At 72.6% G+C, this 24,013-nt stretch carries 24 protein-coding genes, 3 tRNA genes and 1 other RNA gene; 16 read left to right on the top strand and 12 right to left on the bottom strand.

Features of this window, described 5'->3' with window-relative positions:
- Nucleotides 1-19 precede the first annotated feature (19 nt).
- Nucleotides 20-92, top strand: a tRNA-Gly gene (locus tag ACWG52_RS19835).
- Nucleotides 93-142: 50 nt separating this feature from the next.
- Here the strand turns inward: ACWG52_RS19835 and ACWG52_RS19830 are convergent.
- The 6 genes from ACWG52_RS19830 to ffs form a co-directional block, all read right to left on the bottom strand.
- Nucleotides 143-1,048 carry a phosphoribosylaminoimidazolesuccinocarboxamide synthase gene (locus ACWG52_RS19830; RefSeq protein ID WP_389804728.1) on the bottom strand — a complete coding sequence of 302 codons (906 nt, stop codon included), beginning with the start codon at nt 1,046-1,048 and terminating at the stop codon, nt 143-145.
- A gap of 144 nt (nt 1,049-1,192) precedes the next feature.
- On the bottom strand, nt 1,193-2,680 hold the full coding sequence (locus ACWG52_RS19825; RefSeq protein WP_389804725.1) for a N,N-dimethylformamidase beta subunit family domain-containing protein: 1,488 nt from the start codon (nt 2,678-2,680) through the stop codon (nt 1,193-1,195).
- A gap of 239 nt (nt 2,681-2,919) precedes the next feature.
- Nucleotides 2,920-4,698, bottom strand: a complete 1,779-nt coding sequence (locus tag ACWG52_RS19820; RefSeq protein ID WP_453125478.1) for a hypothetical protein — start codon at nt 4,696-4,698, stop codon at nt 2,920-2,922.
- Between the two features lie 309 nt (nt 4,699-5,007).
- The gene (purD, locus tag ACWG52_RS19815; protein ID WP_389804720.1) at nt 5,008-6,261 is read right to left on the bottom strand and encodes a phosphoribosylamine--glycine ligase; all 1,254 of its coding nucleotides are present in this window, start codon (nt 6,259-6,261) and stop codon (nt 5,008-5,010) included.
- A gap of 60 nt (nt 6,262-6,321) precedes the next feature.
- A complete protein-coding gene (locus tag ACWG52_RS19810; protein WP_390141006.1) occupies nt 6,322-8,490 on the bottom strand; it encodes a DNA polymerase III subunit gamma and tau in 2,169 nt (722 codons plus the stop codon).
- Between the two features lie 89 nt (nt 8,491-8,579).
- An RNA gene (gene ffs / locus ACWG52_RS19805) (signal recognition particle sRNA small type) lies at nt 8,580-8,678 on the bottom strand.
- Nucleotides 8,679-8,785: 107 nt separating this feature from the next.
- On the opposite strand from ffs, the gene ACWG52_RS19800 reads away from it, so the two are divergent.
- Both ACWG52_RS19800 and ACWG52_RS19795 read left to right on the top strand, forming a co-directional pair.
- Nucleotides 8,786-8,873: transfer RNA gene (locus ACWG52_RS19800), tRNA-Ser, on the top strand.
- 153 nt (nt 8,874-9,026) lie between these two features.
- Nucleotides 9,027-9,824, top strand: a complete 798-nt coding sequence (locus ACWG52_RS19795) for an ATP-grasp domain-containing protein (protein WP_389804642.1) — start codon at nt 9,027-9,029, stop codon at nt 9,822-9,824.
- Here ACWG52_RS19795 and ACWG52_RS19790 read toward each other — a convergent pair.
- From ACWG52_RS19790 to ACWG52_RS19780, 3 genes are all read right to left on the bottom strand, one after another.
- Nucleotides 9,814-10,161: a DoxX family protein gene (locus ACWG52_RS19790; protein ID WP_389804639.1), complete on the bottom strand. Its 348-nt coding sequence runs from the start codon at nt 10,159-10,161 to the stop codon at nt 9,814-9,816. The two genes, ACWG52_RS19795 and ACWG52_RS19790, sit on opposite strands and share 11 nt — an antisense overlap.
- A gap of 124 nt (nt 10,162-10,285) precedes the next feature.
- Nucleotides 10,286-10,900 carry a hypothetical protein gene (locus ACWG52_RS19785; RefSeq protein ID WP_389804637.1) on the bottom strand — a complete coding sequence of 205 codons (615 nt, stop codon included), beginning with the start codon at nt 10,898-10,900 and terminating at the stop codon, nt 10,286-10,288.
- A gap of 268 nt (nt 10,901-11,168) precedes the next feature.
- Nucleotides 11,169-11,981 carry a VOC family protein gene (locus tag ACWG52_RS19780; RefSeq protein ID WP_390141009.1) on the bottom strand — a complete coding sequence of 271 codons (813 nt, stop codon included), beginning with the start codon at nt 11,979-11,981 and terminating at the stop codon, nt 11,169-11,171.
- Between the two features lie 126 nt (nt 11,982-12,107).
- Here ACWG52_RS19780 and ACWG52_RS19775 point away from each other — a divergent pair, with 126 nt between their 5' ends.
- Together ACWG52_RS19775 and ACWG52_RS19770 are read left to right on the top strand one after the other, a co-directional pair.
- Complete coding sequence (locus ACWG52_RS19775) at nt 12,108-12,710, top strand: HhH-GPD-type base excision DNA repair protein (protein ID WP_389804632.1); 603 nt, start codon at nt 12,108-12,110, stop codon at nt 12,708-12,710.
- A gap of 98 nt (nt 12,711-12,808) precedes the next feature.
- Nucleotides 12,809-13,282 carry a cupin domain-containing protein gene (locus ACWG52_RS19770; protein WP_389804630.1) on the top strand — a complete coding sequence of 158 codons (474 nt, stop codon included), beginning with the start codon at nt 12,809-12,811 and terminating at the stop codon, nt 13,280-13,282.
- Here the strand turns inward: ACWG52_RS19770 and opcA are convergent.
- Together opcA and ACWG52_RS19760 are read right to left on the bottom strand one after the other, a co-directional pair.
- Nucleotides 13,231-14,163: a glucose-6-phosphate dehydrogenase assembly protein OpcA gene (gene opcA, locus ACWG52_RS19765; RefSeq protein WP_390141011.1), complete on the bottom strand. Its 933-nt coding sequence runs from the start codon at nt 14,161-14,163 to the stop codon at nt 13,231-13,233. The genes ACWG52_RS19770 and opcA overlap by 52 nt on opposite strands.
- A gap of 21 nt (nt 14,164-14,184) precedes the next feature.
- Nucleotides 14,185-15,816 (bottom strand): helicase HerA-like domain-containing protein, encoded by a 1,632-nt coding sequence (locus tag ACWG52_RS19760; RefSeq protein WP_453125475.1) that lies wholly within the window; start codon nt 15,814-15,816, stop codon nt 14,185-14,187.
- An 88-nt stretch (nt 15,817-15,904) separates the two neighbouring features.
- On the opposite strand from ACWG52_RS19760, the gene ACWG52_RS19755 reads away from it, so the two are divergent.
- A complete protein-coding gene (locus ACWG52_RS19755; RefSeq protein WP_030726217.1) occupies nt 15,905-16,201 on the top strand; it encodes a type II toxin-antitoxin system VapB family antitoxin in 297 nt (98 codons plus the stop codon).
- Between the two features lie 93 nt (nt 16,202-16,294).
- Complete coding sequence (locus ACWG52_RS19750; protein WP_033223377.1) at nt 16,295-16,966, top strand: LytR C-terminal domain-containing protein; 672 nt, start codon at nt 16,295-16,297, stop codon at nt 16,964-16,966.
- Between the two features lie 40 nt (nt 16,967-17,006).
- On the opposite strand, the gene upp is transcribed toward ACWG52_RS19750, so the two are convergent.
- Nucleotides 17,007-17,642, bottom strand: coding sequence for a uracil phosphoribosyltransferase (upp, locus tag ACWG52_RS19745; RefSeq protein WP_390168547.1), 636 nt, complete (start codon nt 17,640-17,642; stop codon nt 17,007-17,009).
- A 163-nt stretch (nt 17,643-17,805) separates the two neighbouring features.
- Here upp and ACWG52_RS19740 point away from each other — a divergent pair, with 163 nt between their 5' ends.
- From ACWG52_RS19740 to ACWG52_RS19700, 9 genes are all read left to right on the top strand, one after another.
- Nucleotides 17,806-18,753 carry a universal stress protein gene (locus ACWG52_RS19740; protein WP_389804619.1) on the top strand — a complete coding sequence of 316 codons (948 nt, stop codon included), beginning with the start codon at nt 17,806-17,808 and terminating at the stop codon, nt 18,751-18,753.
- A gap of 142 nt (nt 18,754-18,895) precedes the next feature.
- A complete protein-coding gene (locus ACWG52_RS19735) occupies nt 18,896-19,075 on the top strand; it encodes a hypothetical protein (RefSeq protein ID WP_266352444.1) in 180 nt (59 codons plus the stop codon).
- Nucleotides 19,076-19,442: 367 nt separating this feature from the next.
- Nucleotides 19,443-19,991, top strand: a complete 549-nt coding sequence (locus ACWG52_RS19730; protein WP_389804616.1) for a tRNA adenosine deaminase-associated protein — start codon at nt 19,443-19,445, stop codon at nt 19,989-19,991.
- Between the two features lie 50 nt (nt 19,992-20,041).
- The gene (gene tadA / locus ACWG52_RS19725) at nt 20,042-20,470 is read left to right on the top strand and encodes a tRNA adenosine(34) deaminase TadA (RefSeq protein WP_033223457.1); all 429 of its coding nucleotides are present in this window, start codon (nt 20,042-20,044) and stop codon (nt 20,468-20,470) included.
- 192 nt (nt 20,471-20,662) lie between these two features.
- Nucleotides 20,663-20,747: transfer RNA gene (locus ACWG52_RS19720), tRNA-Ser, on the top strand.
- 75 nt (nt 20,748-20,822) lie between these two features.
- The gene (locus tag ACWG52_RS19715) at nt 20,823-21,146 is read left to right on the top strand and encodes a hypothetical protein (protein ID WP_030726202.1); all 324 of its coding nucleotides are present in this window, start codon (nt 20,823-20,825) and stop codon (nt 21,144-21,146) included.
- A gap of 486 nt (nt 21,147-21,632) precedes the next feature.
- A complete protein-coding gene (locus ACWG52_RS19710) occupies nt 21,633-21,794 on the top strand; it encodes a hypothetical protein (protein WP_167745563.1) in 162 nt (53 codons plus the stop codon).
- 255 nt (nt 21,795-22,049) lie between these two features.
- Entirely contained in the window at nt 22,050-22,907 is an 858-nt protein-coding gene (locus ACWG52_RS19705; RefSeq protein WP_389804951.1) for an RNA polymerase sigma factor SigF, read from the top strand.
- A 230-nt stretch (nt 22,908-23,137) separates the two neighbouring features.
- Nucleotides 23,138-23,989: an RNA polymerase sigma factor SigF gene (locus ACWG52_RS19700; RefSeq protein ID WP_033223368.1), complete on the top strand. Its 852-nt coding sequence runs from the start codon at nt 23,138-23,140 to the stop codon at nt 23,987-23,989.
- The last annotated feature ends 24 nt before the right edge of the window (nt 23,990-24,013 follow it).

The following is a 24,013-nucleotide window of genomic DNA, read 5'->3' as shown; positions in this document are numbered from 1 at the left end:
CTCGCGTTACGGCGCACCTGCGGACATAGCTCAGTTGGTAGAGCACCACCTTGCCAAGGTGGATGTCGCGCGTTCGAGTCGCGTTGTCCGCTCTGTAACGAAGAAGCCCCCCGGTCCTCGGACCGGGGGGCTTCTCTCGTCCCTACGACCAGGACTGGCCGGTGAGGCGCTCGAAGGCCTCGATGTACTTGGCGCTGGTGCGGGCGACGACCTCGGCCGGGAGGGCCGGCGGCGGGAGCTCGCCCTTGCGGTCCCAGCCGGAGGCCGGGGAGGACAGCCAGTCGCGGACGTACTGCTTGTCGAAGGAGGGCTGCGAGCGGCCCGGCTCCCACTGATCGGCCGGCCAGAAGCGGGAGGAGTCCGGGGTCAGCACCTCGTCGGCGGCGACCAGGGTGCCGTCCTTCGGGTCGAAACCGAACTCGAACTTGGTGTCGGCCAGGATGATCCCGCGCTCGCGCGCGATGTCCCGGGCCCGGCCGTAGACGGCGAGGGTGGTCTGGCGCAGCAGCGCCGCCGTCTCGGGGCCGGTGGTGCGCGCGACCTCCTCGTACGAGACGTTCTCGTCGTGCTCGCCGACGGCGGCCTTGGCGGCCGGGGTGAAGATCGGGGCGGGCAGCTCGGAGCCGTCCACGAGCCCCTCGGGGAGGGCGAGCCCGCAGACCGTACGGGTCTCGTTGTACTCGGCGAGGCCGGAACCGGCGAGATAGCCGCGGGCCACGCACTCCACCGGGACCATGTCGAGGTTGCGGCAGATCAGGGTGCGCCCGGCCCAGTCGGCGGGGGCGCCGGCGGGCAGGTCGGTGGAGATGACGTGGTTCGGGACGAGGTCCGCGAGCTGGTCGAACCACCACAGGGAGAGCTGGGTCAGGACGCGGCCCTTGTCCGGGATCTCGGTGGGCAGCACCCAGTCGAAGGCGGACATGCGGTCGCTGGCGACCATGACGAGGCGGCCGTCCTCGTCACGGTAGAGGTCGCGCACCTTGCCGGTGTGGAGGTGGACGAGGCCCGGAACCTGAACCGGCTCGGGCTTTTCGACGAATCCGGACACGGGGTCTCCCTGTGGTTCTGTATGAAGCGCACCCCGATTCTCGCGCACCTGTGTCCCCACCTGTGGACAGGGGTCCGTGCAGCGGGTCGATCGCGGGACCGGCGGCGGGGCGCCGGCGGGGTCGGTGGCGGGGCGTCCGTGGGGTCAGTCGTGCTTGCAGATCCGGTCGAGGAGATTGGCCGTGGCCCGCTGCACCCGCTCGTCGACGTGACCGGGGCGGTCCAGGGCCGGGGACCAGGCGAAGGTGCCGGAGGCGAAGACCAGCGCGCCGCTGGGCGCCCGGTAGAGGGAGGTCTCCTGGTGGCGGCGGGCGCCCTCGCTGTCGAGGTACGGGGAGTGCGCCAGCAGGATCCGGTCCTGGTGCTCGGGCAGTTGGGTGCGGGGGAAGTAGCGGTCGGCCTCACCCGCGACCAGGCCGGGCAACTCGTCGTTCTCGCCCGCGCCGGTGGAGTCCCACAGCCAGTGCCCGGCGTTGCGCACGATCAGGGGCGCGGGTTCGGGGACCCGGCCCGCGTACTGGATGCCGAGCAGCTGCTGCTCCGGACGGTCGACCTCACGCCACAGGCTGGGGCGGCCCGGGCCGCGCCGTTTTCGACAGGTGAGGAGCCGGTCGTCGACCCCGGAGGGGGACGGGCCGAGCTCGACCTGCCAGTACATGGTGTTGGCGGAGAGGAAGACGAGCGAGGTGCCGTGCCGGCGGGCGCGTTCGACGGTACGGCGCATGGGGGCCGACCAGTACTCGTCGTGGCCGGGGAAGACCAGACCGCGGTAGCGGGTGGGGTCGACGCGGCCGGCGTGCAGGTCGCGGGTGTCGGCGTAGGCGATGTCGTAGCCGTAGCGCTCGGCCCAGCGGATGAAGTCGTAGGCGTGGCCGACGTGCAGGGGCAGGCCCGCGCCCGCGTAGGGGCGGTCGAAGGACACCGTGACGGCGGCGTCCTGCTCGCCCAGCAGTCGGCCCTGCTCGTCCCAGGCGTGGTAGAGGCTGGCGCCGCTGCGGCCGTCCTCCGGGTAGAGGTTGTAGGCCTGCCAGGTGATGTCGGGGAGCAGTAGCAGGAGGTCGGCGGGGTGGTCGTCGCGGACCGTGAAGGGGATGTGGGAGCGGTAGCCGTCGGCGGTGGTGAGCACGGCGACGTACGCGCCGACACTCCAGTACGAGGGGACCTGGAGCCGCCAGGACAGCCACCAGTGGTGACAGGAGACGGTCCGGTCGGCGGCGAGCGGGGCCGGCTGGACGATGCCGGAGAGCCGGGGGCTGGTGGTGATCTTGGAGGCTCCGTCGCCGCCGTAGTGGCCGATCCGGTAGACGTCCACGGAGAACTGCTGGGGCGGATCGACGGTGATGTGGAAGTCGATGGCCTCGCCGGGGGCCACCCCGCCGGTGGAGGCGAAACCCTTGATCTGCCGGTGCACGTCGTCGGCGGTGCGCGGGCCGCCGTTGCCGCGGGCGCGGGGGATCTGGCCGGTGCCGGCGGCCGCGGCGGCCGGGTCCACGTACCAGGGCACGACGTGGCCGGTGTCGTCGAAGTAGAGCTCGCTGCCCCGGAACCAGGGCAGGGGGCCCTGCCCGAAGGGGTCGGACACCGCGTGCGCGAGCGCGCCTGACTCCCAACGCCGGATCTGGTCCGCACCCATGACCGCTCCCCTCCCTCGACCCCCCGAACGGGCGTACATCGCCTCCGTCCGCGGCTCCCGGCTGCGCCGAGGAAGTACTTTTCGGCACCCGCTCCAGGACATCCAGCCGCGACCGGTCCCAGCACATCACATAACGCACGCAGCCCGTCACTGTTCGTCGTGAATTGACGGGAACGGAACATTGACGTCCGGCTGCCCGTACGAGCCGTAGCCCTCCCGGGGAGGCGCCCCGACCCGCCTCAGACCAGGCGGACCGGCTTCTCCGTGCGGACGCCCAGCGCCGAGAGCCAGTCCCGCAGTGGCTCCGGGTTCCCGTCCTCCACCAGGCACAGCACCCGCGGCGCCAGGTCCGAACGGCGGTCGCCGCCCACCAGCAGGACCGGCCCGTCGAGCCAGTCCAGCCCCGGGGTGGCCCCGGCCGAGTCCACGGCCGCGCAGCACACCATCGCCGTGACGTGATCGGCCAGCAGGTCCCGGCCGCTGCGCGGCGGCTGGAGCGGGAACAGCGGGAGGGTGTCCGCGCCGCGCGCCTTCCCGGCCGCGGCGGCCGGTCCGGCCGCCCGCTCCTCGCGGGCCAGCTCACCGGTGATCCGGCCGGCCAGCGCCTCGCCGGCCGCGCCCTCGCCGCCGCCGCCCGTGAGGTAGCCGAGTACCCGCTCCAGGGTGGGGCCGGCGAACGCGTCCGCGGTGGGGGAGGGTGAGTCGGCGGCCGCCAGCGTGGCGGGACCGGCCGCTCCGGCGGCTCCTGAGGGGCCCTGGGAGCCGGGCCGGGCCGCAGGGGACGCGGGAGACACGGGGGCCGCGGGGGCCGCGGGGGATGCCGGGGTCGAAGGGCCCGCGGGACGTCCCGCCGGAACGGCCAGGGCGTCCAGCGCGGCGTGCAGGCGGGCCGCCTCCGTCCGCCACTTGCGGTCCACGACCTCCTCCGGATACGCCGCCCAGTCCACCGGCGACCAGTCCGGCCCGGCCTCGGCCGGACCGCCGTGGAAGAGCCGCGCGGCCAGCAGCGAGGTCGCCTCGTCGATCAACCCGGGCTGCTCCAGCAGGTCACAGGCGGGGCGCTCGCCCAGCCGCGAGGTGAACCCCTCGGCGAGCCGGTCCCGCCGGGACAGCTCGGTCAGCGCGGAGACCACCCCGGCGTCCAGGTGCGCCGGCCAGCGGCCCATCCGCCAGGCGGGCAGCGCGACCCGGGTCAGCAGCCGGTCCCAGCCCGCGTAGGCGAGGCCGACCTGCTCCTGGGCGACGATGCGCAGCCCGTAGTCCACACCCTGGGCACGCTCCGAGGCGGCCGCGGCCACCCCGCGTTCCATCTCGGCGGCGTCGGTCCGGCACAGCCGCAGCAGCAGCCGGGCCGGGGCCGCGATCCAACCGAGGCCGCGCCGACCGCCCACGTCCACGGCCGCGTCCAGGCCCCGTACGAAGCCGCGCGCATCGGCTATGTCCGGGTGCGCGGACGGGCCCGTACCGGCGACGACGGGCGCGAGGACCGCCCGGAGCTCCGCGACGCGCATCCACCACAGGAAGGGCGAGCCGATCACCAGCACCGGGGCCGCGCCCGGCGCGGACTCGGGCCCGAGGGGTCCGGGCGCGCAGCCGAGCACACGGGCGGCGCCGCGGCGGTGGGCCGCGTGACTGCGGTCCTCCAGCCAGCTGTCGCAGTCCGGGGTCAGGGCTATCGCGGAGGGCGGCGGCACGTCCATCCGGTCGGCCAGGTCCCGCACCAGCCGGTAGAGGTCGGGCGCGGCGGACTCCGAGAGCGGCACGGTCGGCGTCACGGCGGGACTCGCCCGCAGCACCACCGCCGCGAAGGCACCACCGACGAGCAGCACCAGCACGGCGACCACACACACGACGAGGGTCACCATGGGCCAGGGATCACCGGCCAGCCGACCCGTCGCCCGGGCGGCCACCAGCACCACCGCGAGGGCGGCGGGCAGCAGCCCGACGGCCGAGGCCCTGCTGCGCACGCGCAGCACGGCCAGAGCGCGGGAACGCGCGGACGGCACGTTCGCTTCCATGATCGAACCGGTTCCGGACACGGCCGGACCTCACCCCCTCTGCCCTGCGGCGACGTTGCTCACTCCCCCACTGTGACACCCGCCACCGACATCGCAATGCCGGTGGGCCAAGTGCCGGAATGCTTGGCATCGCACCCTAGTTGGGGCACGCGCGGGCGTCAGGCAGACCGGGTGACGATCACCCGATGGAATGGCTTTGGGTAAAGGTGGGTGCGTTCGAACGCGGCCGGATGCAGTCGCACGCGGACACGCCCGCGGGCCCGGGCGCACGAGGTGCGCACCGGGCCCGCGGGTCCGTGGAGCGGCTGGTCAGCGCCCCTCGGCCGCCTTGGCCGCGATGTCCGTACGATGCTGCGAGCCGTCGAGACGGATGCGCGCCACCGCCTTATACGCCTTCGCGCGTGCCTGCGCCAGGTCGGAACCGGTCGCCGTCACGGACAGCACGCGACCGCCCGCGCTGACCACGGTGTTGCCCTCGCGCCGGGTCCCGGCGTGCAGCACGTACGCATCGGGCTCGTCCTCGGCGGCCACGTCGAGCAGGCCCTCGATCGGGTCGCCGGTGCGGGGGGTCTCCGGGTAGTTGTGGGAGGCGATGACCACCGTGACGGCGGCGTCGTCGCGCCAGACGAGCGGGGGCAGCGTGTCCAGGCTGCCGTTGGCGGCGTTCAGCAGGACGCCGGCCAGCGGGGTGCGCAGCCGGGCCAGCACGACCTGGGTCTCGGGGTCGCCGAAGCGGGCGTTGAACTCGATGACCCGGGTACCGCGACCGGTGATCGCGAGGCCCGCGTAGAGCAGACCGGAGAAGGGGGTGCCACGGCGGCGGAGCTCGTCGACGGTCGGCTGGAGGACCAGCTCCATGACCTCGTCGACCAGCTTCGGGTCGGCCCAGGGCAGCGGGGAGTAGGCGCCCATGCCGCCGGTGTTGGGGCCCGCGTCGCCGTCCAGGGCGCGCTTGAAGTCCTGCGCCGGCTGGAGCGGGACCACGGTGACGCCGTCGGTGATGGCGAAGAGGGAGACCTCGGGGCCGTCGAGGTACTCCTCGATGACCACCCGGTCGCAGGCGAGCGCGTGCGCGCGGGCGGCGGCCAGGTCGTCGGTGACCACGACGCCCTTGCCGGCGGCGAGGCCGTCGTCCTTGACGACGTACGGGGCGCCGAAGGCGTCGAGGGCCTCGTCCACCTCTTCGGGGGTGGTGCAGACGTAGCTGCGCGCGGTCGGGACCCCGGCCGCGGCCATCACGTCCTTCGCGAAGGCCTTGGAGCCTTCGAGCTGGGCGGCCTCGGCGGACGGGCCGAAGACGGGGATCCCGGCGGCGCGCACGGCGTCGGCGACGCCGGCGACCAGCGGGGCCTCCGGGCCGACGACGACCAGGTCGGCGGCGAGTTCGGTGGCGAGAGTCGCGACGGCAGCACCGTCTAGGGCGTCGACCGGGCGCAGCGTGGCCACGTCGGCGATACCGGCGTTGCCGGGAGCGCAGTACAGGGCGGAGACGGCGGGGTCGAGGGACAGAGAGCGGCACAGGGCATGTTCGCGGGCGCCGCCGCCGATGACGAGGACCTTCACGCTGCTCAGCCTAGCCGGGACGGCGCGGTCGGCTTCGTGCGGCCACCCAATCAGGAGCGGCTACTCATTCGTGTATTCCTCCACAACGGTGGCTCCCAGCTCACGCACGATGAGGTCGTGCCCGGTCAGGGCGCTCTCGACGAGGTCGGGATCGTCCTCCTCGGCGAAGTCGTCCTCGGGGGCCACCGGCGGGGGCGCCTGCTGTACGGGGGGCTGCGGGGCGGGCGCCGAGTGCTGGGGAGGCTGCTGCTGCGTGTGCTGCTGGGCGGGCGGGGCCTGCGGCGCGGACGGTTGCTGCGGCTGCTGCTGCGCCGGCGGCGGGTTGTAGGCGGGGGCGGCCGGAGCCCCGTACGAGGAGCCGTACGAGGCGGTCTGGACCGGGGCCGGGGAGCCGCCGCCGACGACGGCGTCGATCTTCCAGTTGACCTGGAACTGCTCGGCCAGGACCGCCTTGAGGACGTCCTCGCTGCCGCTGCTGGCGAAGTTGTCGCGGGCTCCGACATTGGGGAAGCCCAGCTGGAGGGTGGTCCCGTCGAAGCCGGTGACCTGGGCGTTCTGGCTGAGCAGGATCCAGGTGAAGCGGCGGCGGTTCTTGACGGCCTCCAGCACGCCGGGCCACATCGCCTGCACCTGTCCGGCTCCGGCGGCCATGCCGGGGGAAGGCGCCGCGGCGACCGGGGCGGGGGCGGCGGCCGGGGCCACGGGCGCGGGAGCGGGGGCCGGGGCGGACGCGGCCGCGGAGGGCCAGGCGCCCGCGGCGGGCGCCGGAGCCGCGGCTCCCGGCCAGGCACCGGGCGCGCCGCTCCCGGGCTGCGCGGCACCGGGCCAGGCGCCGGGGGCGGGGGCGGCCGGGGCGGGCGCGGGCGCGGGGGCTGCGGCCGCGGGAGTGGCCGGAACCGGTTCGGGAGCCTGCGCCGGAGCGGGCGCGGGAGCGGGTGCGGGGGCCGCGGCACGCGCGGCGGCGGCACCCCCACCGGGACCGGCGGGCGCCATGGCGTGCGCCTCGGGCCCGGGTACATATCCCATGGCGGGCGCGGCGACCGGCGGCGCGGCGAAGGCGGCGGCGGGCGGACCGCTGCGCTCCAACCGGTCGAGCCGGGCCTGGAAGGACCGCTCGTCGTCGAAGGCGGCGGGCAGCAGCACCCGGGCGCAGATCAGCTCCAGCTGCAGTCGGGGCGAGGTCGCGCCGCGCATCTCGGTGAGCCCGGTGTTGACCAGATCGGCGGCGCGCGACAGCTCGGCGGCCCCGAACACGGACGCCTGGGCCTGCATCCGCTCGACGACATCGGCGGGGGCGTCGATCAGCCCCTTCTCCCCGGCGTCCGGCACGGCGGCCAGGATCACCAGGTCGCGCAGCCGCTCCAGCAGGTCCGCGACGAACCGGCGCGGGTCGTTCCCGCCCTCGACGACCCGGTCGACGACCTCGAAGGCGGCCGCCCCGTCCCCGGCGGCGAAGGCGTCGACGACGGAGTCGAGCAGCGAACCGTCGGTGTAGCCGAGCAGCGAGGTGGCCATGGCATACGTCACACCGTCTTCGGCGGCGCCGGCGAGCAGCTGGTCCATGACGGACATCGAGTCACGCACGGAACCGGCGCCGGCGCGCACGACCAGCGGCAGCACCCCGTCCTCGACCTTGGCGCCCTCACGCCCGCAGACCTCGCCCAGGTAGTCCCGCAGGGTGCCGGGCGGCACGAGCCGGAAGGGGTAGTGGTGCGTCCTGGACCGGATGGTCCCGATCACCTTCTCCGGCTCCGTGGTGGCGAAGATGAACTTGAGGTGCTCCGGCGGCTCCTCGACCACCTTCAGCAGGGCGTTGAAGCCCGCCGAGGTGACCATGTGGGCCTCGTCGATGATGTAGATCTTGTAGCGGCTGGACGCCGGTCCGAAGAATGCCTTCTCGCGCAGGTCACGGGCATCGTCCACACCACCGTGCGACGCGGCGTCGATCTCGATGACGTCGATGGACCCCGGCCCGTTCCTGGCGAGGTCGCGGCAGGACTGGCACTCCCCGCAGGGGGTGGGGGTGGGACCCTGCTCACAGTTCAGGCACCGGGCGAGGATGCGCGCGCTGGTGGTCTTTCCGCAGCCGCGCGGCCCGCTGAACAGGTACGCGTGATTGACCCGGTTGTTCCGCAGGGCCTGCATCAGCGGGGCAGTGACATGCTCCTGCCCGATGACCTCGGCGAACGACTCGGGGCGGTAGCGGCGGTACAGCGCAAGGGACGACACGTATACGAGGTTATCCGGGCCCACCGACATCAGCGGCCCGCCGAAGCCCCTGAAGGGCGCCCAGGACGGTGTCCGAGGCGGTGCCCGGAACGCAAAGCGCCCCCCACGCACCCGCCAGAGCCCACTTACCCTTGCTGCCTTCCGGCCCTGGGGGAGTTCGGTGAGATAGCGCCACGTGAGGGGCTGGCCCCACCCTAGCGGATGGAAGCCCCCGGAATCGAGCCGGACCCCCACCCGCCCTCCGCCCGACGATCACGTTCGCGAGCACCCCTCAACGTCTTGTATTGTTTGCGGCGGAGGATTCGCCTAGTGGCCTAGGGCGCACGCTTGGAAAGCGTGTTGGGGGCAACCCCTCACGAGTTCGAATCTCGTATCCTCCGCCAGTGCCTCACCGGGCACGTTGTAGAAGGGCCCCGCTGCTTGCAGCGGGGCCCTTCTACGTTTCCGGGTTTCTACGTTCCCAGCTTTCCGGGTTTCCGCGTCTCTCCCTCTCCGCGTCGCCAGTCCCGGCCGGATGCCCGCGCCACAATGGCCGGATGACGGACGAGGTGTTCCTGATACCCGCCCGGCCGACCGCCACGGCCGGGCTGCTCGCGGAGGCCGCCGCCCGCCGGGGGATGGCCGTCCGGGCTCTCGGCCCCGACTTCGGTGAGCTGGTCGGCCGCCCCGTGCACTGGTGCGGCGGGCCGCACGCCGCCGCGCGGGTGGCCGGAGCGCTCGGGCTGGGGCTGCTGGAGCCCCCCGACGACTGGCTCACGCGGCTGCCCGAGCGGTTCACCGGCCGTCGGATCGAGCTGACCACCCTGGGCCGGGCGGCGCGGGAGCTGACCGGATGCGGGCGGCCGGCGTTCGTGAAGCCGCCGCGCGAGAAGTCCTTCCCGCCCGCCGTGTACGGGCCCGGCGCACCGCTGCCGCGGTCCCTGCCCGACGCCACCGCCGTGCTGGTCTCGGATGTGGTGGACTTCGCCGCCGAGTACCGGTTGTTCCTGCTCGACGGGGAGATCGCCGCCGGCAGCCGGTACGCCGTCCACGGGCGTCTGGATCCCGCCCCGCTCGACGAGGACGGGCGCGCGGCGGACGTACGCGGCTTCGCGGCCGCGCTGCTCGCCGCGACGGGCCAGGAGCTGCCCAGCGCCGTCACCGTCGATGTCGGCCTCGTCGGCGCGACCGGCCGGTACGCCGTGGTCGAGGCCAACATGCCGTGGTTCTCGAACAGTTACGCCGCCCGGCCCGAGGCCGCCCTGGACGTGGTGCTGCGCGCGGCCGGGCCGCTGGACCGGGTCCGCCCGGCCGACCTGCCGTTCGTGACCCCGCAGGGCGCCCTCAGCCGTTGAAGCCGAGGGCCAGGGCCACGACCGCCGGGGCCGCGTAGATCACCGGGAAGGCCACGTGGGCGTAGGACTTCGCCCGGAGCACCGTGATCACGGCCCCCGCGAAGTACAGGGCCACCCCGATCGCCGCCGCGACGCCGATCGCGGGGACGAAGACGCCCACCGCGAGACCCACCGCGCCGGCCGCCTTCGCGGTGGCGAGCGGGGTCCACCACGAGCGCGGGACCCCGTACTCGACCAGCGGCTCCACGACCCACTTCGCCCCGAGGAGCATCGAGGCCGCCGAGAATCCGACCATGAACGCGCCGACCAGGGCGAAGACGACTGCGGTGGTGGACATGGGAGCTCCCCTCGGGCGGGAGCCGGTGCGCGGTCGCTCCGGTCTGTCTCCCGCCTGCTTCACTCCTCTGACCCGCCCCGCCGCACCGATGTGACAGGCCGCGCGGAAAAACCTCTCCCGGCGCTCAGGGGCTGCCGGGGACGTAGACGTCGAGGGCGGGGAAGCAGACGGCGTTGTCCGCGCTGCAGATCTCCCGGTCGGTCGGTGAGATCGCGGGGACGGGGCGTTCGTAGGTGAGCAGGCTCAGGGTCCGGCCCGAGGCGAAGGCGGCCGTGGCCTCGCGGACCGGGCTCAGGTCCGTGCGGTGCGGGCCGGATCCGGTGTACGCGTACGGGGCGTGGCCGCCGTCCACGACGGCGAAGTAGATCGTGGTCCGGCCGGGGTACACGGCGCCCTCGGTCACCAGCCGGATCCCGATGCGCGCCCAGGACCGCGGCAGGGGGTTGCAGGTGGTGCTCGCGCGGGCGTCCCGGACCACGGCCAGGCAGTAGCTCCGGTCGTCCGGCATCCAGGCGAGCTCGCCCGTGTCGCCCGCCGGTTCGCGGTGGATGACGAGGAGGGACTCGTCGCCCGGTACCCGGAGCTCCGGGGCCGTGTCCCTGCGGACGGCCTCCAGCAGCCGGCTGTCGGCGGCCGTGACCTCGGCGTCCCCGACCGGCTCGGCCGGTCCCGTCGCCTGCGGCGGCACGGAGGGCGTCGGCGCAGGTGCCGACGCCGACGGCAGGGGCGCCGACGCCACGGGCGAGGGGGTCGACGACGGCGCCGACGACGGCTTCGGCGAGCTGCCGTGCTGCGAGAGTCCCGGCGAGCGTCCGGGAGACGGCTCCGGCGCGGGCGGCAGGCCGCACCCGGCGGTCGCGAGGATCGCCAGTCCGCATCCCGCGGCAGCCAGAATCGTCCCGTGTCTCATCGAATCCGCCCCCGCGCACATGGAACCCGTGTGCGGGGCAGTCTGCCGTGTCGCCCGGCACGGCGACACGGCAGGGCGACACGGCGTCCGGGGCGGCTCAGCCGAAGCTCGGCATCTCACCCACCGTTGTCGACATGTCGATCACGGCGAAGGCGGCGCCCTGCGGGTCCGTGACCGCCGCGAACCGGCCGAACGGGCTGTCCATCGGGCCGAAGTGCAGCTTCCCGCCGTGCTTCTGGGTCTTCGCCACCGCCTCGTCGCAGTCCGGCACCCCGAAGTAGACCTGGATGTACGGCGGCACGTCCGGCGGGAAGTCGGAGTCCATCTTCATCCGACCCAGCACCGGGTTCCCGGCGCCGCCGACGCTGAACACCTTGAAGTCCATGTTGGCCATCTCCGGGTCGTCGCCCGGGTCCATCTGCTGGGCGCCGTACGGGAAGACCTTCGGCAGGAACCCGTCCGCCTTGGCGGGGTCCCGGGTGAAGACCTCCGCCCACGCGTACGAGCCCGCCTCGCCCATCTTCTCGAAGCCCTTGTGCTCGCCCGGCTGCCAGACGCCGAAGACCGCGCCGCTCGGCTCCTTCGCGATCAACATCGTGCCGAAGGTGCCCACCTGCATGGGGCCCATCAGCACCTCGCCGCCGTTCGCCGTCACCTTCTCGGCGGTGGCCGCCGCGTCGGGCGAGGCGAAGTACAGACACCACTGGGACGGGGCGTCGGCTCCCGGCATCGGCGGGACCACGGCGGCGACGGCCTTGCCGTCGGAGTAGGCCTGCGTGTAGTTGCCGTACTCACTGCTCGCCTCGCCGAAGGTCCAACCCAGCACGTCCGCGTAGAAGGTCTTGGCCCCCTCCACGTCGGCGAACATCGCGTCCACCCAGCACGGAGCGCCTTCGGAGAACTCAGACATGATCGATCGACTCCTCGTCTCGTACCTGTTGTCTCGTGGCTGTCGTCGTCGTGGACGGCCGTACTCACGCTAGGCGCGCGGTGCGGCGACCGCGCGGGGAGCGCGCCCAGGCGGGACGCTGGAGCCATGGACAAGGACATCACCATCCGGCTGGCCCAGCAGCCGGAGGCCGACGCGCTGCTCGGCCGGAGCCCGCTCGCCGCACTCGTCGGAATGCTGCTGGACCAGCAGGTACCGATGGAGTGGGCGTTCTCGGGGCCCTGGACGATCGCCCAGCGGCTCGGCTCCGACGATCTCGACGCGCACGCCATCGCCGCGTACGACCCGGAGGCCTTCGCCGCGCTGCTCTCCGAGAAGCCCGCCGTGCACCGGTATCCGGGGTCGATGGCGACACGCGTCCAGCAGTTGTGCGCGTACCTCGTGGAGCACTACGACGGGAGCGCGGAGGCGGTCTGGGCCGACGCCACGACGGGCCAGGAGCTGCTGAAGCGGCTCAAGGCGCTGCCGGGCTTCGGGGAGCAGAAGGCGCAGATCTTCCTCGCCCTGCTGGGCAAGCGGTTCGGCGTGCGTCCGACGGGCTGGCGGGAGGCGGCGGGCGGGTACGGCCCGGCGAACGTCTACCGTTCGGCGGCCGACATCACGGGCCCGGAGTCGCTGGCCAAGGTGCGGGCGCACAAGCAGGAGATGAAGGCCGCCGCGAAGGCCGCCAAGGCCGCGGGCGGCTCCTGATCGCATGGTCGGGCGGCAGGTCGGCCAGGAATTGACCGGCCGGACCGGCCTTCGATTGACCCCTGATTCCGGTCGCTCAAGATCGTAGATTGGTGGACATGACAGAGATCGCGACCCGCGCCGCCACCGCCGAAGCCGTCTACGACGGCCCCGGCAGCCTCATCACCCTGCTCACCGACACCGCCGAGCTCACCTGCAACACCGCCACCTTCGACGAGGGCGCGGCGGGCGCCCCCGTCCACTTCCACACCAAGGCCACCGAGTTCTTCCACGTGACCGCGGGCAAGCTCGACATCCTCGTCGACGACGAGATCCACACCCTGGGCGCCGGCGACTTCATCGCCGTCCCGCCGGGCGTCAAGCACGCCTTCGCCCCGGCGGCCGGCCACACCGCCGCCGTCTTCGTCGGCTTCACCCCCGGCATGGGCCGCTTCGACTACTACCGGCTCCTCGGCCGGGTCAACGCGGGCGAGGCCACCGTGCAGGACATCAAGGACAGCTCGGCGACCTACGACAACCACTACGCGGAGAGCCCCGTCTGGAGCGGCCGGCGCCGCAGCGCGGAGCCGTAGACCACGTCCGCGTCGAGGCGGCGCAGTTCCTCCGCGATCAGTTCCGCGCCGCTGCGGATCTTCAGGGCCACCTTGCGGTCGGGGCTCCCCGGCAGGCTCAAGGTGGCCAGCACGCCCGCGGGGCGGTCCACCCGGATCTCCCCGCCCGTGGTCCGCAGGCTGACCCCGGTGATCACCGGGCCCTCGCTCGCCACCCGGTCCACCGGCACCCCCAGCCGGTCCTCCAGCCAGCGCGCCAGCAGCTCCGCGCTCGCGTTGTCCGGCTCGCTCTCCACCGCCGCGCCGGTCACCGGCAGCGGCTTCTGGTCCAGGGCCGCGGCCAGCAGCGAGCGCCACGGCGTGAGTCGGGTCCAGGCCAGGTCCGTGTCGCCGGGCCGGTAGCCGTCGGCCCGCTCGTCGAGCACGCCGACCGGGTCGAAGGCGGCGGCCGCGTCCGTGATCCGGCGCTGCGCCAGCTCGCCCAGCGGGTCCCGCGCCGGCTCGGCGGGCGCGTCGCCCGGCCACCAGGCCACCACGGGCGCGTCCGGCAGGAGCAGCGGCAGGACGACCGAGCCGGCGTGCTCGGTCAGCGCCCCGTGCAGGCGCAGCAGCACGATCTCGCCGGTCCCGGCGTCCGAGCCGACCCGCAGTTCGGCGTCGACGCGGTTCGCGCGGAGCTTGTGCGGGCCGCGGGAGGTCCGCCGGATCACCGCGATGATGCGGCAGGGGTGTTCCCGCGAGGCCTCGGAGGCCGCGCGTACGGCGTCGTAGGCGTTCTCCTCGTCGGTGGCCAGGACAAGGGTCAGCACCAGCCCCATGGTCGGGCTGCCTATCGCCCGGCGGGCTTCGAGCAGGGCCCGGTTGACCTTGCTGGACGTGGTGTCGGTGAGTTCGGTCCGCATGGGCCAGAGTCTGTCACCGCGTCACCGCCGCTTGCGCGCCGTACCGAAGACGGAGCGGGAGATCTCCCTTCCCAACTGGGTCCCGATCGACCGGGCCAGCGAGCGGAACAGCCCGCTCCCCACCACCTGCTCGGCCAGCGAGGGATCCGGCTTCGGGGCGTTGCGCGCGGCCCGCGCGGCCTCCTTCCGTGCCGCCTCGGCCTCCTTCTCGGCCTCGGCGGCGGCCGCGGCCTCCTCCGCCCGCGCCTCGGCGGCGGCCTGTTCGGCGGTGATCTTCTCGTACGCCGACTCACGGTCGATCGGCTCCGCGTAGCGCGACCAGAGCGGGGAGGCCTTCACGGCCTGCTCCAGGTCCGCCGCCGCGATCGGCCCCATCAGTGACTGCGGGGCGCGCAGCCGGGTCGCCGCGACCGGGGTGGGGGCGCCCTTCTCGCTGAGCACGGTGACGACCGCCTCGCCGGTGCCCAGCCCGGTGAGCAACTCCTCCAGGTCGTACGCGGAGTGGGGGAAGGTCTTCACGGTCGCCTTCAACGCCTTGGCGTCGTCGGGGGTGAAGGCGCGCAGCGCGTGCTGCACCCGGTTGCCGAGCTGGGCGAGGACGTCCGCCGGCACGTCCTTGGGGGTCTGCGTCACGAAGAAGACGCCGACGCCCTTGGAGCGGATGAGCCGGACCGTCTGGGTGATGGCCGCGAGGAAGGCCTTCGAGGCCCCGTTGAAGAGCAGGTGCGCCTCGTCGAAGAAGAAGACGAGCTTGGGCTTGTCCAGATCGCCGACCTCCGGGAGGTCGTTGTAGAGGTCGGCCAGCAGCCACATCAGGAAGGTGGAGAAGAGCTTCGGCTTGTCCTGGACGGCCGGGAGTTCCAGTACGGAGACCAGTCCGCGCCCGTCGGCGGCCGTCCGCAGGAACTCGCTCGTGTCGAACTCGGGCTCGCCGAAGAACTCCGAGGCGCCCTGCTGCTCGAAGGCGGTGAGCGCCCGCAGGATCACCCCGGCCGTCACGGTGGACAGCCCGCCGATCCCCTTGAGTTCGGGTTTGCCCTGGTCGGAGACGAGGAAGGCGACGACCGCGCGCAGGTCCTTGAGGTCGACGAGCTCCAGGCCCTTGGTGTCGGCGTAGTGGAAGATCAGGCCGAGGGACTGCTCCTGCGTCTGGTTGAGCTGGAGCACCTTCGACATCAGGACCGGGCCGAAGCTGGTGACCGTGGAGCGGAGCGGGATGCCGGGTCCGATCCCGCCGAGCGAGTAGAACGCGCAGGGGTATCCGGTGGGCTCCCACGTCTGGGCCACGTCGCGGGCCCGTTCGTCGACCCTGTCGCCCGGCGTCCCGGGCGCGGAGATCCCGGAGAGGTCGCCCTTGATGTCCGCGAGGAAGACCGGGACGCCGCCCGCGGACAGCTGTTCGGCGATGAGCTGGAGCGTCTTGGTCTTGCCCGTTCCGGTGGCCCCCGCGACCAGTCCGTGGCGGTTGAGCATCGCCAGGGGGATGCGGATCTGACGGTCGGGCAGGCAGACGCCGTCCCAGAGGAGGGCCCCGAGGTCGAGCGCGGGTCCGGTGAAGGCGTACCCGGCGGCGATCTCCGCGGCCGGTCCCGCCGGGCCCGTCCCGTCCGCGGGAAGGGCGGGGTCGGTGCGGGGGTCGGTGCTCTCGCTCATACTTCACTCCCCAAATAGCGCTGTTCGCCACTTTTGCACCACCGCCACGAGGCTGCGCCCGCACGCACCGGCCCGGTAGGCTTTCCGTGTGATCTTCAAGCGCATCGGAAGCGGAAAGCCCTATCCCGACCACGGCAGGGAAACCACCCGGCAGTGGGCGGACGTCGCGCCGCGCCCGGTCCGGCTGGACCAGCTCGTGACGACCAAGGGCCAGCTCGACCTCGAAACGCTGCTCGCCGAGGACTCCACCTTCTACGGCGACCTGTTCGCCCACGTCGTGAAGTGGCGGGGCGACCTCTACCTGGAGGACGGACTGCACCGCGCCGTGCGCGCGGCCCTGCAGCAGCGCCAGGTGCTGCACGCGCGGGTCCTCGAAATGGACTGACGGGTTCGTCTGGATTGCGCCTTTCGGGTCACCATTGACCTATCAGCAGATCATTTAGTAGGCATCGACACCGGGTCGCACTACGCTGCGCCCATGAGCATGCTCACTCCCCCCGGCATGGGCGGAAAGTACCGCGTCACGGGAGCCGCCTACCCCCGTATGAGTCGTAAGCGGAGCCGTACCCGGATCGTCCTCGCCGTGCTCGGCTCGATCCTTGCGCTGGCCCTGGTCGGCTACGGGGCCCTGCAGCTCATCGACGTGTTCCAGGGCGACAGCCCGAAGCGGAACACGGCTGCGGGCGCCAAGGACTGCCCCACGACGCCTCCCGGCACCGCCGCCAAGAGCGGCCCAGGCGCCGCCTCCACCGCCCCGGCCGCCGCGAAACCCGCCGTCGTGCTCCCCCCGCCGGGGGAGATCACGGTCAACGTCTACAACGCGACCCCGCGCGCGGGTCTGGCCAAGGCCGTCGGTGACGAGTTGGCCAAACGCGGCTTCGTGATCGGCAACGTGGGCAACGCCCCGGCCACCTTCGACAAGAAGGTCCCCGGCACGGGGATACTGCTGGGCTCCCCCACGACCGACAAGGCCGTCTTCTCCGTACTCGGCACACAGCTCGCCGGCACCACCCAGCAGACCGACACCCGCGAGACCGCGGACGTCGACCTGATCCTGGGCGACGCCTTCAAGGAGCTGAGCACGAAGGAGGACGCGGACAAGGCGCTGGCCCTGCTGGCCAACCCCGCGCCCGCGCCCAAGAACTGCTGACGCGCCGGCACGCCGTACGGCGTGCCGGACCCCCTCGGTCCTACTCCGCCGAGCCGTACATGCGGTCGCCCGCGTCACCGAGGCCCGGAACGATGTAGCCGTGCTCGTTGAGCCGCTCGTCCACCGCGGCCGTCACCACGGTCACCGGCGTGCCCGCCAGCTCGCGCTCCATGATCTCGACGCCCTCGGGCGCGGCCAGCAGCACCACGGCCGTGACGTCGTCGGCGCCGCGCTTGATCAGTTCCTGGATCGCCGCGACCAGCGTGCCGCCGGTGGCGAGCATCGGGTCGACGACGTAGACCTGGCGGCCCGAGAGGTCCTCCGGCATGCGCGTCGCGTACGTGGAGGCCTCCAGGGTCTCCTCGTTGCGGACCATGCCCATGAAGCCCACCTCGGCGGTCGGCAGCAGCCGCACCATCCCGTCGAGCATGCCGAGACCGGCCCGCAGGATCGGGACGATCAGCGGCCGGGGGGCCGAGAGCTTCACTCCGGTGGTCGAGGCGACCGGGGTCTCGATGTCGGCCTGCTCCGTGCGCACGTCCCGGGTGGCCTCGTAGGCGAGCAGGGTCACGAGCTCGTCGGCGAGCCGCCGGAAGGTGGCGGAGTCGGTGCGCTTGTCGCGCAGGGTGGTGAGTTTGTGCGCCACCAAGGGGTGATCGACGACCTGCAAACGCACAACATCCTCCAAAACTCAGCCTGCGACCTGCAAAAACGGTCGCACGACGCGACCTGCACCCAAAAGGCTACGCGCTGACGCGGCTCCTTCGCGTCCGAAGGGCGGCCACGCCCGCCGCTTCCTTGCGGATGCGACCCGCGCGGACGCCCAGCAGGCTGGAGCGATGAGCAACACACCGGTGATCGCGGCCGTCGACGGTTCGGAACACAGCCTCAGAGCCCTGGAGTGGGCACGGAAGGAGGCCGTCCGGCACGACACCGGGCTGCTGGTCGCCCATGTACTGCCCGACCACGCCCAGTTGTACGCCGGGCGCCGGGCCTCGCTCCACGACGCCTCCGAGCCGCAGGAATTCGCCGACCCCGTACGCGACTGGGTCCGGTCCCTGCTCGGCGGCGACGACTCCACGCTGCCCGACGGGGTCACGTACGAGGCCCTGGAGGGCTCCGTGGCCGAGGCGCTCCGGGTGATCGGCTCGCAGGCCCGGATGCTGGTGATGGGCTCCCGGGGCCGCGGCGGCTTCGCCAGCCTGCTGCTCGGCTCGAACAGTCGGGCCGTGGCCAGTACGGCCGCCTGCCCGGTGGTCGTGGTCCCGCACGCGGAGCGCGGCGCCCACCCCGACGCGGACGCCGAGCAGTCCGCCGGGCGGGTGGTGCTCGGGCTGCACGCCGCCGAGACGCCCGACGACGTACTGACCTACGCGTTCACCGAGGCCGCCGTGCGGGGGACCACCGTCCAGGTGGTCTCCGCGTACGCCATCCCGCCCTCGCCGACCCTGGTCATGGACAGCCCCTTCGCGGTGATCCCGCCGGAGGGGCTGGCCGACGAGGGGGACGGGGTACCGGCCGAACGGGAGATGCTGCGCTCCCAGACGGAGCGGCTGGCTCCGCTGCGGGAGCGCTTTCCGGACGTCCCGGTCGAGCAGGCCGCGGTGCCCGGGGACCCGGCGGGCCGGCTCGTCATCGCCTCCCGGGCGGCGGCACTGGTCGTGGTGGGCCGCCACCACCCGCGGCGCACCGCCATGTCACTGGCGATCGGCTCGGTGGCCCATGCCGTGCTCCACCACGCGCACGGACCGGTGGCCGTGGTCCCGACCCTCAAGGACGACGCCTGACGCCGTCCGAGGACGTCCGAGGACGCCTGACACCGTCCCAGGCCGTCCGGACACGTCTGACCTGCGGCGGGGTGGCATCAAACGCGCCGTCCGGGGGAAGGTGGGTGCAAGGGGGGACGACCGACCAGCCAGGTGGTGGCCGATGCCCGACAGGCAGCCGAAGGACGATGCGCCGGAGACCGCGGCGCAGCGTCGAGCACGCCGCGCGCAGTTCCTGCGCGACCTGATGGAGGCGCGCGAGCTGCGCGATCGTGTCCAGCCCCGCCGCGCCCGAGCGGCCCGTATGCGCCAGCAGATGCGCATGCGCACCTTCCGCTGGTGATCCGGAACGTTCTTCCGGCCACCCGCCCTCCCGTCCTGCGCGGACACCCCGGGCCCGGCACGCGGGTGGTGCGGACCTGACGTGTCGCGGCCATCCGGACCCCGGCACGCCGCGACACGTCCGGGCCGCACCACGCGCCCCACAGCCCTCCCCACGGCCCCGCCGCCCCCGCGCCGCAACCCCACGCGGCCCCCACCGGTGCACGGCGCGGCACGACGCAAGCGCGGAAGACCTCTCGCAAAGCCGCTGTTTCTGCCACGATGCCGATTGGGCGGGGTACGGACGGCGAGCAGCACGGCCGCTGTGCCCCAACCTCCGGCCGGGGGGACCTCCAACCGGCACGCCTAAGACCAGTGGGAGAGTCACGGTGTATTTCGCCGCACTGCTCGCGCGCACCGAAGACGGGTGGGAAGCGAGCGACATGGAACTCGACGATGTCGAGTCCCTCAGTGATCTGATCGATCTCGCCCGGTCCGCCGCTGTCGACGACGACACGGTGGTCGCCCTCATCGAGCAGGAGGACGCCTGGTTCGGCGTCGTCCGCGTGGACGGCGAGGAGGACCCGCGGTACTTCGTTTCCAACGCCTCCGCAGCCGCCCGCAGCTCCTACGGCTCGATGCTGACCAAAGAGCTGCTGGGCAGCGACGAGGAGGACGACGAACTCGACGACCTGGACCTCGACGGCACCGAGGACGGCGAGGAGGATGCCGTCGCGTCGTTCACGGACGAGGGCTCCGATGAGGACGAGGTGGGCGGGACCGGCACGGAGCCGGTACCGGCCGGTCCGCTCGGCGACCCGATGCTGCTGGACGATCTCGGGGTCACCAACAAGCAACTGATGACCCTGGACGGGGACGCCCTCTCGGAGATCGCCGAGTCCCTCGGCGCCACCGAGGTCCTGGAGGCCGTCCGCTAGTGGTCCCTACGCACACCGACGATCCCGTACGGGACCCGTGGCGGGACTCCATGCGCCTGGCGCTCCAGGAGGCCGCCCGGGCGGTGCCGGCCGGCGATGTGCCGGTCGGCGCCGTCGTGCTGGGCCCGGACGGGCGGATCCTCGCCACCGGGTACAACGAACGCGAGGCGACCGGTGACCCCACCGCGCACGCCGAGGTGGTGGCACTGCGCCGGGCGGCCACCGAGCTCGGGGAATGGCGCCTTCCGGGGTGCACCCTGGTGGTGACCCTGGAACCGTGCGTCATGTGCGCGGGCGCGCTCGTCCAGTCGCGCGTCGCCCGGGTCGTCTACGGCGCGGACGACGAGAAGGCCGGCGCCGCCGGGTCGCTGTGGGACCTCGTACGGGACCGCAGGCTCAATCACCGTCCCGAGGTGATCCGCGGTGTCCTCGCCGACGAGTGCGCGCGGCAGCTGACGGACTTCTTCCGCGACCTCTGAGCCGGACCGGCGGTCGGGCTCGGGGAGCGGGGCCCGGGGTCGGGTCCTGGGGTCGGGTCCTGGAGTGGGGCCCGGGGTCCGGAGCCGGGGGCTCGAAGCCGAGCGCCCGGAAAAGCCCTGCTCACGGCCGCCGCTACGCCCCCTGACCCACCGATTTCAGAGGATGGGGTTCCTTAGGCTAGGATCCATCTCGGTAGTGTGTCCGAGTGGCCGAAGGAGCTCGCCTCGAAAGCGAGTATGGGGCAACCCATCGGGGGTTCAAATCCCTCCACTACCGCTTCGATCGAGAGCCCCGCCCCGCAAGGGTCGGGGCTCTCGGCGTATTCCCATCGCCTCTCCGGAGGACACCCGCGTGACCGCCCGCCCCTTCGGCCGTTGTCACGGCATGACCAAGACCCAGCGCATGCTCGCCGCCCTCGCCCTCGCGGGGGCCGCCGCGGGCCTCGCCGCACCCGCCGCCTCGGCCGCCCCGGTCTCCCCCCTCACCCTCCCGGACCTGCCGGCGGCCGCCCCGGGGATGCCGGCCGGGGCCCAGCCCACGTCCGTCCAGGAGATCGGGTCGCAGCTCAGCGCCGGCGCGAACCAGCTCAACGCCCTGATGGAACTGCCGAACCAGCTGGCCCCCGTCATCGCGCCCGTCCAGCCCCTCACGGACCTCGCCGGCGGCCTGGAGTAGCCCCGGCGGCGCCCGAACCGGCCCCGTACGCCTCCTGCGCGCCTCTCGTACGCCCTGAGCGCGCCCTCGCGCCCCGAGCAGGCCCCCGACCCACCCGAATGCCCCGTACGCCCCCACCTGGCCCCCGCGGTCGCGAGGGAGACGCGAAGAAGGCCCCGACCGGAGTCGGGACCTTCGAGGGGTGGGACGGGGGAAGTGGCGTCGGGGGACAAGCCACTTCCCCCGACGAGGACGGACCTGCCGGTCCGGGTCGCGCTCAGGGGGAAGCCCGCGGCCCGGACCCCGCAGCGAGGCCCTGTCCCTCACCCACCGGTTTCCTGCCAGAACCGGTGGGCTCCACCCATCCTGCGACCACCGCAACCGCCCCCCGCACGGCAAAGGGCCCGGAGTACCGGGTCATTGGTCCTTAAAGGGCAGGTGAGTGTCCAATCTTGACCGGTTAGACTCACCCGACTTGCTCGGACCGGTTGGGGAGGCCGCCCGCACGTGGACACCAAGAAGCTCATCACGGGTGCCCTCACCGTGTTCGCCCTCTTCGTGATCATCACCCAGCCGAAGAGAGCGGCCGAGATCGTGGAAATAGGCTTCCAGGGGATATCGGATGCCGCCTCCGGCATCGGCGAGTTCATGACCGAACTGGTGCGCTGACCCGTACGCTGAAGCGGTTCCCGGACTTCCGGCCCCCCACTCCGACGGGTGGGGGGCTTTTTGCATACCCACTACTGGGCGTATTGCCCTGATATGCCCAACTTGCCACCAACACGGCGATATACGGTGCTTGCACACAGTGCACATCTCTTGTGATGCTATGACCGCTTTTGATGGATGAGAGTTGACTGAAGGGGTGGCGTGACCGTGCCGGCCAGTACTGCGCCTCAAGTGCCACCCCAGCAGGACCCCCAGGTGGTGCCGCCCCAGCCGGAACCCCCGCGGGAACACCGCCCGGAGCCCCGCCAGGAGCCGCCCGAGGAGCCCCCGGTCGCGCCGAGACCCCCGAGCAGGGGCGCGGACACCCGGGCCCTCACCCAGGTCCTGTTCGGCCAGCTGAAGGGCCTGGAGCCGGGTACCAGCGAGCACAGCCGGGTGCGCGGGGCCCTCATCGAGGCCAACCTCCCGCTCGTCCGGTACGCGGCCGCCCGCTTCCGCAGCCGCAACGAGCCGATGGAGGACGTGGTCCAGGTCGGAACCATCGGCCTGATCAACGCCATCGACCGGTTCGACCCGGACCGGGGCGTGCAGTTCCCGACCTTCGCGATGCCGACCGTCGTGGGCGAGATCAAACGATACTTCCGCGACAACGTCCGCACCGTCCACGTGCCGCGCCGGCTCCACGAGCTGTGGGTCCAGGTCAACGCCGCCACCGAGGACCTCACGACCCTCCACGGTCGCACCCCGACCACCGCCGAGATCGCCGAGCGGTTGCGCATCACCGAGGACGAGGTGCTGTCCTGCATCGAGGCCGGCCGCAGCTATCACGCGACCTCTTTGGAGGCCGCACAGGAGGGCGACGGCATGCCCGGACTCCTGGACCGCCTGGGCTACGAGGACCCGGAGCTGGCCGGGGTCGAGCACCGCGACCTCGTCCGCCACCTCCTCGTACAACTGCCCGAACGCGAGCAACGGATCCTGCTCCTGCGGTACTACAACAATCTGACGCAGTCGCAGATCAGTGTGGAGCTCGGCGTCTCCCAGATGCACGTCTCCCGACTCCTCGCCCGGAGCTTCGCCCGACTGAGATCCGCAAACAGGATCGAGGCGTAACCGGAACGAGTGGAGATCATTCACACGTTTCCCGACAGATCGGACTGATCGCCCTCCGACCTGCTCTGTCGCTGGAGATATATGTCGACATGGCGCTACAGCGCGTTGCCGACATGTGACATTCTGCGTGAACCGCGTTTGCCGCAGCCCCGCCTCCGGTATTCAGGTGGAGGCTGCGTTCCTCCGACGGGCGCGCAGTACGCGACCGTCCGCGACCTCAAGGGGGTGGCATGTCCGTAGACCAGGGCAGCTCCAAGGTGCTCACGCTCGTCAAGAGCGCTCCTGCGCCCACAGCACCTGTAGCGTCCGACCGCTCGGAAGCCATCGACACCCGCACCCTCTCCCGCTCCCTCTTCCTGCGGCTCGCCGCCCTGGATGCGGACAGCCCCGAACGGGCGTACGTACGCGACACCCTGATCGAGCTGAACCTGCCTCTGGTGCGCTACGCGGCCGCCCGATTCCGCAGCCGCAACGAGCCGATGGAAGACATCGTCCAGGTCGGAACCATCGGCCTGATCAAGGCGATCGACCGCTTCGACTGCGAACGCGGCGTCGAGTTCCCGACGTTCGCGATGCCGACCGTCGTGGGCGAGATCAAACGATTCTTTCGGGACACCTCCTGGTCCGTCCGCGTCCCGCGCCGGCTCCAGGAACTGCGCCTGGCGCTGACCAAGGCCAGCGACGAGCTCGCCCAGAAGCTGGACCGCTCGCCGACCGTGCCGGAGCTCGCCGCCGTGCTCGGGGTCTCGGAGGAGGACGTCGTCGACGGCCTCGCCGTGGGCAACGCCTACACCGCCTCCTCGCTCGACTCGCCCTCCCCCGAGGACGAGGGAGGCGAGGGCTCCCTCGCGGATCGCCTCGGCTACGAGGACACCGCGCTGGAGGGCGTCGAGTACCGCGAGTCCCTGAAGCCGCTGCTCGCCAAACTCCCGCCCCGGGAACGGCAGATCATCATGCTGCGCTTCTTCGCGAACATGACCCAGTCGCAGATCGGCGAGGAGGTCGGCATCTCCCAGATGCACGTCTCCCGGCTGCTGACCCGCACCCTCGCGCAGCTGCGCGTAGGCCTCATCGGAGAGTGATCCGGCGCCCCACGCTTCCCAATT

The organism is Streptomyces sp. CLCI03 (assembly GCF_053615355.1).
Note: the sequence above shows the minus strand (reverse complement) of the source record. Positions and strands in the feature narration are given on the sequence as shown.

Excerpts from the sequence above, each read along its gene's own strand:
- ACWG52_RS19775 (WP_389804632.1), top strand. The coding sequence starts at position 12,108 with ATGGACAAGGACATCACCATCCGGCTGGCCCAGCAGCCGGAGGCCGAC.
- ACWG52_RS19735 (WP_266352444.1), top strand. The coding sequence starts at position 18,896 with ATGCCCGACAGGCAGCCGAAGGACGATGCGCCGGAGACCGCGGCGCAG.
- ACWG52_RS19790 (WP_389804639.1), bottom strand. The coding sequence starts at position 10,161 with ATGTCCACCACCGCAGTCGTCTTCGCCCTGGTCGGCGCGTTCATGGTC.
- ACWG52_RS19780 (WP_390141009.1), bottom strand. The coding sequence starts at position 11,981 with ATGTCTGAGTTCTCCGAAGGCGCTCCGTGCTGGGTGGACGCGATGTTC.
- ACWG52_RS19760 (WP_453125475.1), bottom strand. The coding sequence starts at position 15,816 with ATGAGCGAGAGCACCGACCCCCGCACCGACCCCGCCCTTCCCGCGGAC.
- opcA (WP_390141011.1), bottom strand. The coding sequence starts at position 14,163 with ATGCGGACCGAACTCACCGACACCACGTCCAGCAAGGTCAACCGGGCC.
- ACWG52_RS19820 (WP_453125478.1), bottom strand. The coding sequence starts at position 4,698 with ATGGAAGCGAACGTGCCGTCCGCGCGTTCCCGCGCTCTGGCCGTGCTG.
- ACWG52_RS19700 (WP_033223368.1), top strand. The coding sequence starts at position 23,138 with ATGTCCGTAGACCAGGGCAGCTCCAAGGTGCTCACGCTCGTCAAGAGC.
- tadA (WP_033223457.1), top strand. The coding sequence starts at position 20,042 with ATGCGCCTGGCGCTCCAGGAGGCCGCCCGGGCGGTGCCGGCCGGCGAT.
- ACWG52_RS19795 (WP_389804642.1), top strand. The coding sequence starts at position 9,027 with ATGACGGACGAGGTGTTCCTGATACCCGCCCGGCCGACCGCCACGGCC.
- ACWG52_RS19770 (WP_389804630.1), top strand. The coding sequence starts at position 12,809 with ATGACAGAGATCGCGACCCGCGCCGCCACCGCCGAAGCCGTCTACGAC.
- ACWG52_RS19825 (WP_389804725.1), bottom strand. The coding sequence starts at position 2,680 with ATGGGTGCGGACCAGATCCGGCGTTGGGAGTCAGGCGCGCTCGCGCAC.
- ACWG52_RS19740 (WP_389804619.1), top strand. The coding sequence starts at position 17,806 with ATGAGCAACACACCGGTGATCGCGGCCGTCGACGGTTCGGAACACAGC.
- ACWG52_RS19750 (WP_033223377.1), top strand. The coding sequence starts at position 16,295 with ATGAGCATGCTCACTCCCCCCGGCATGGGCGGAAAGTACCGCGTCACG.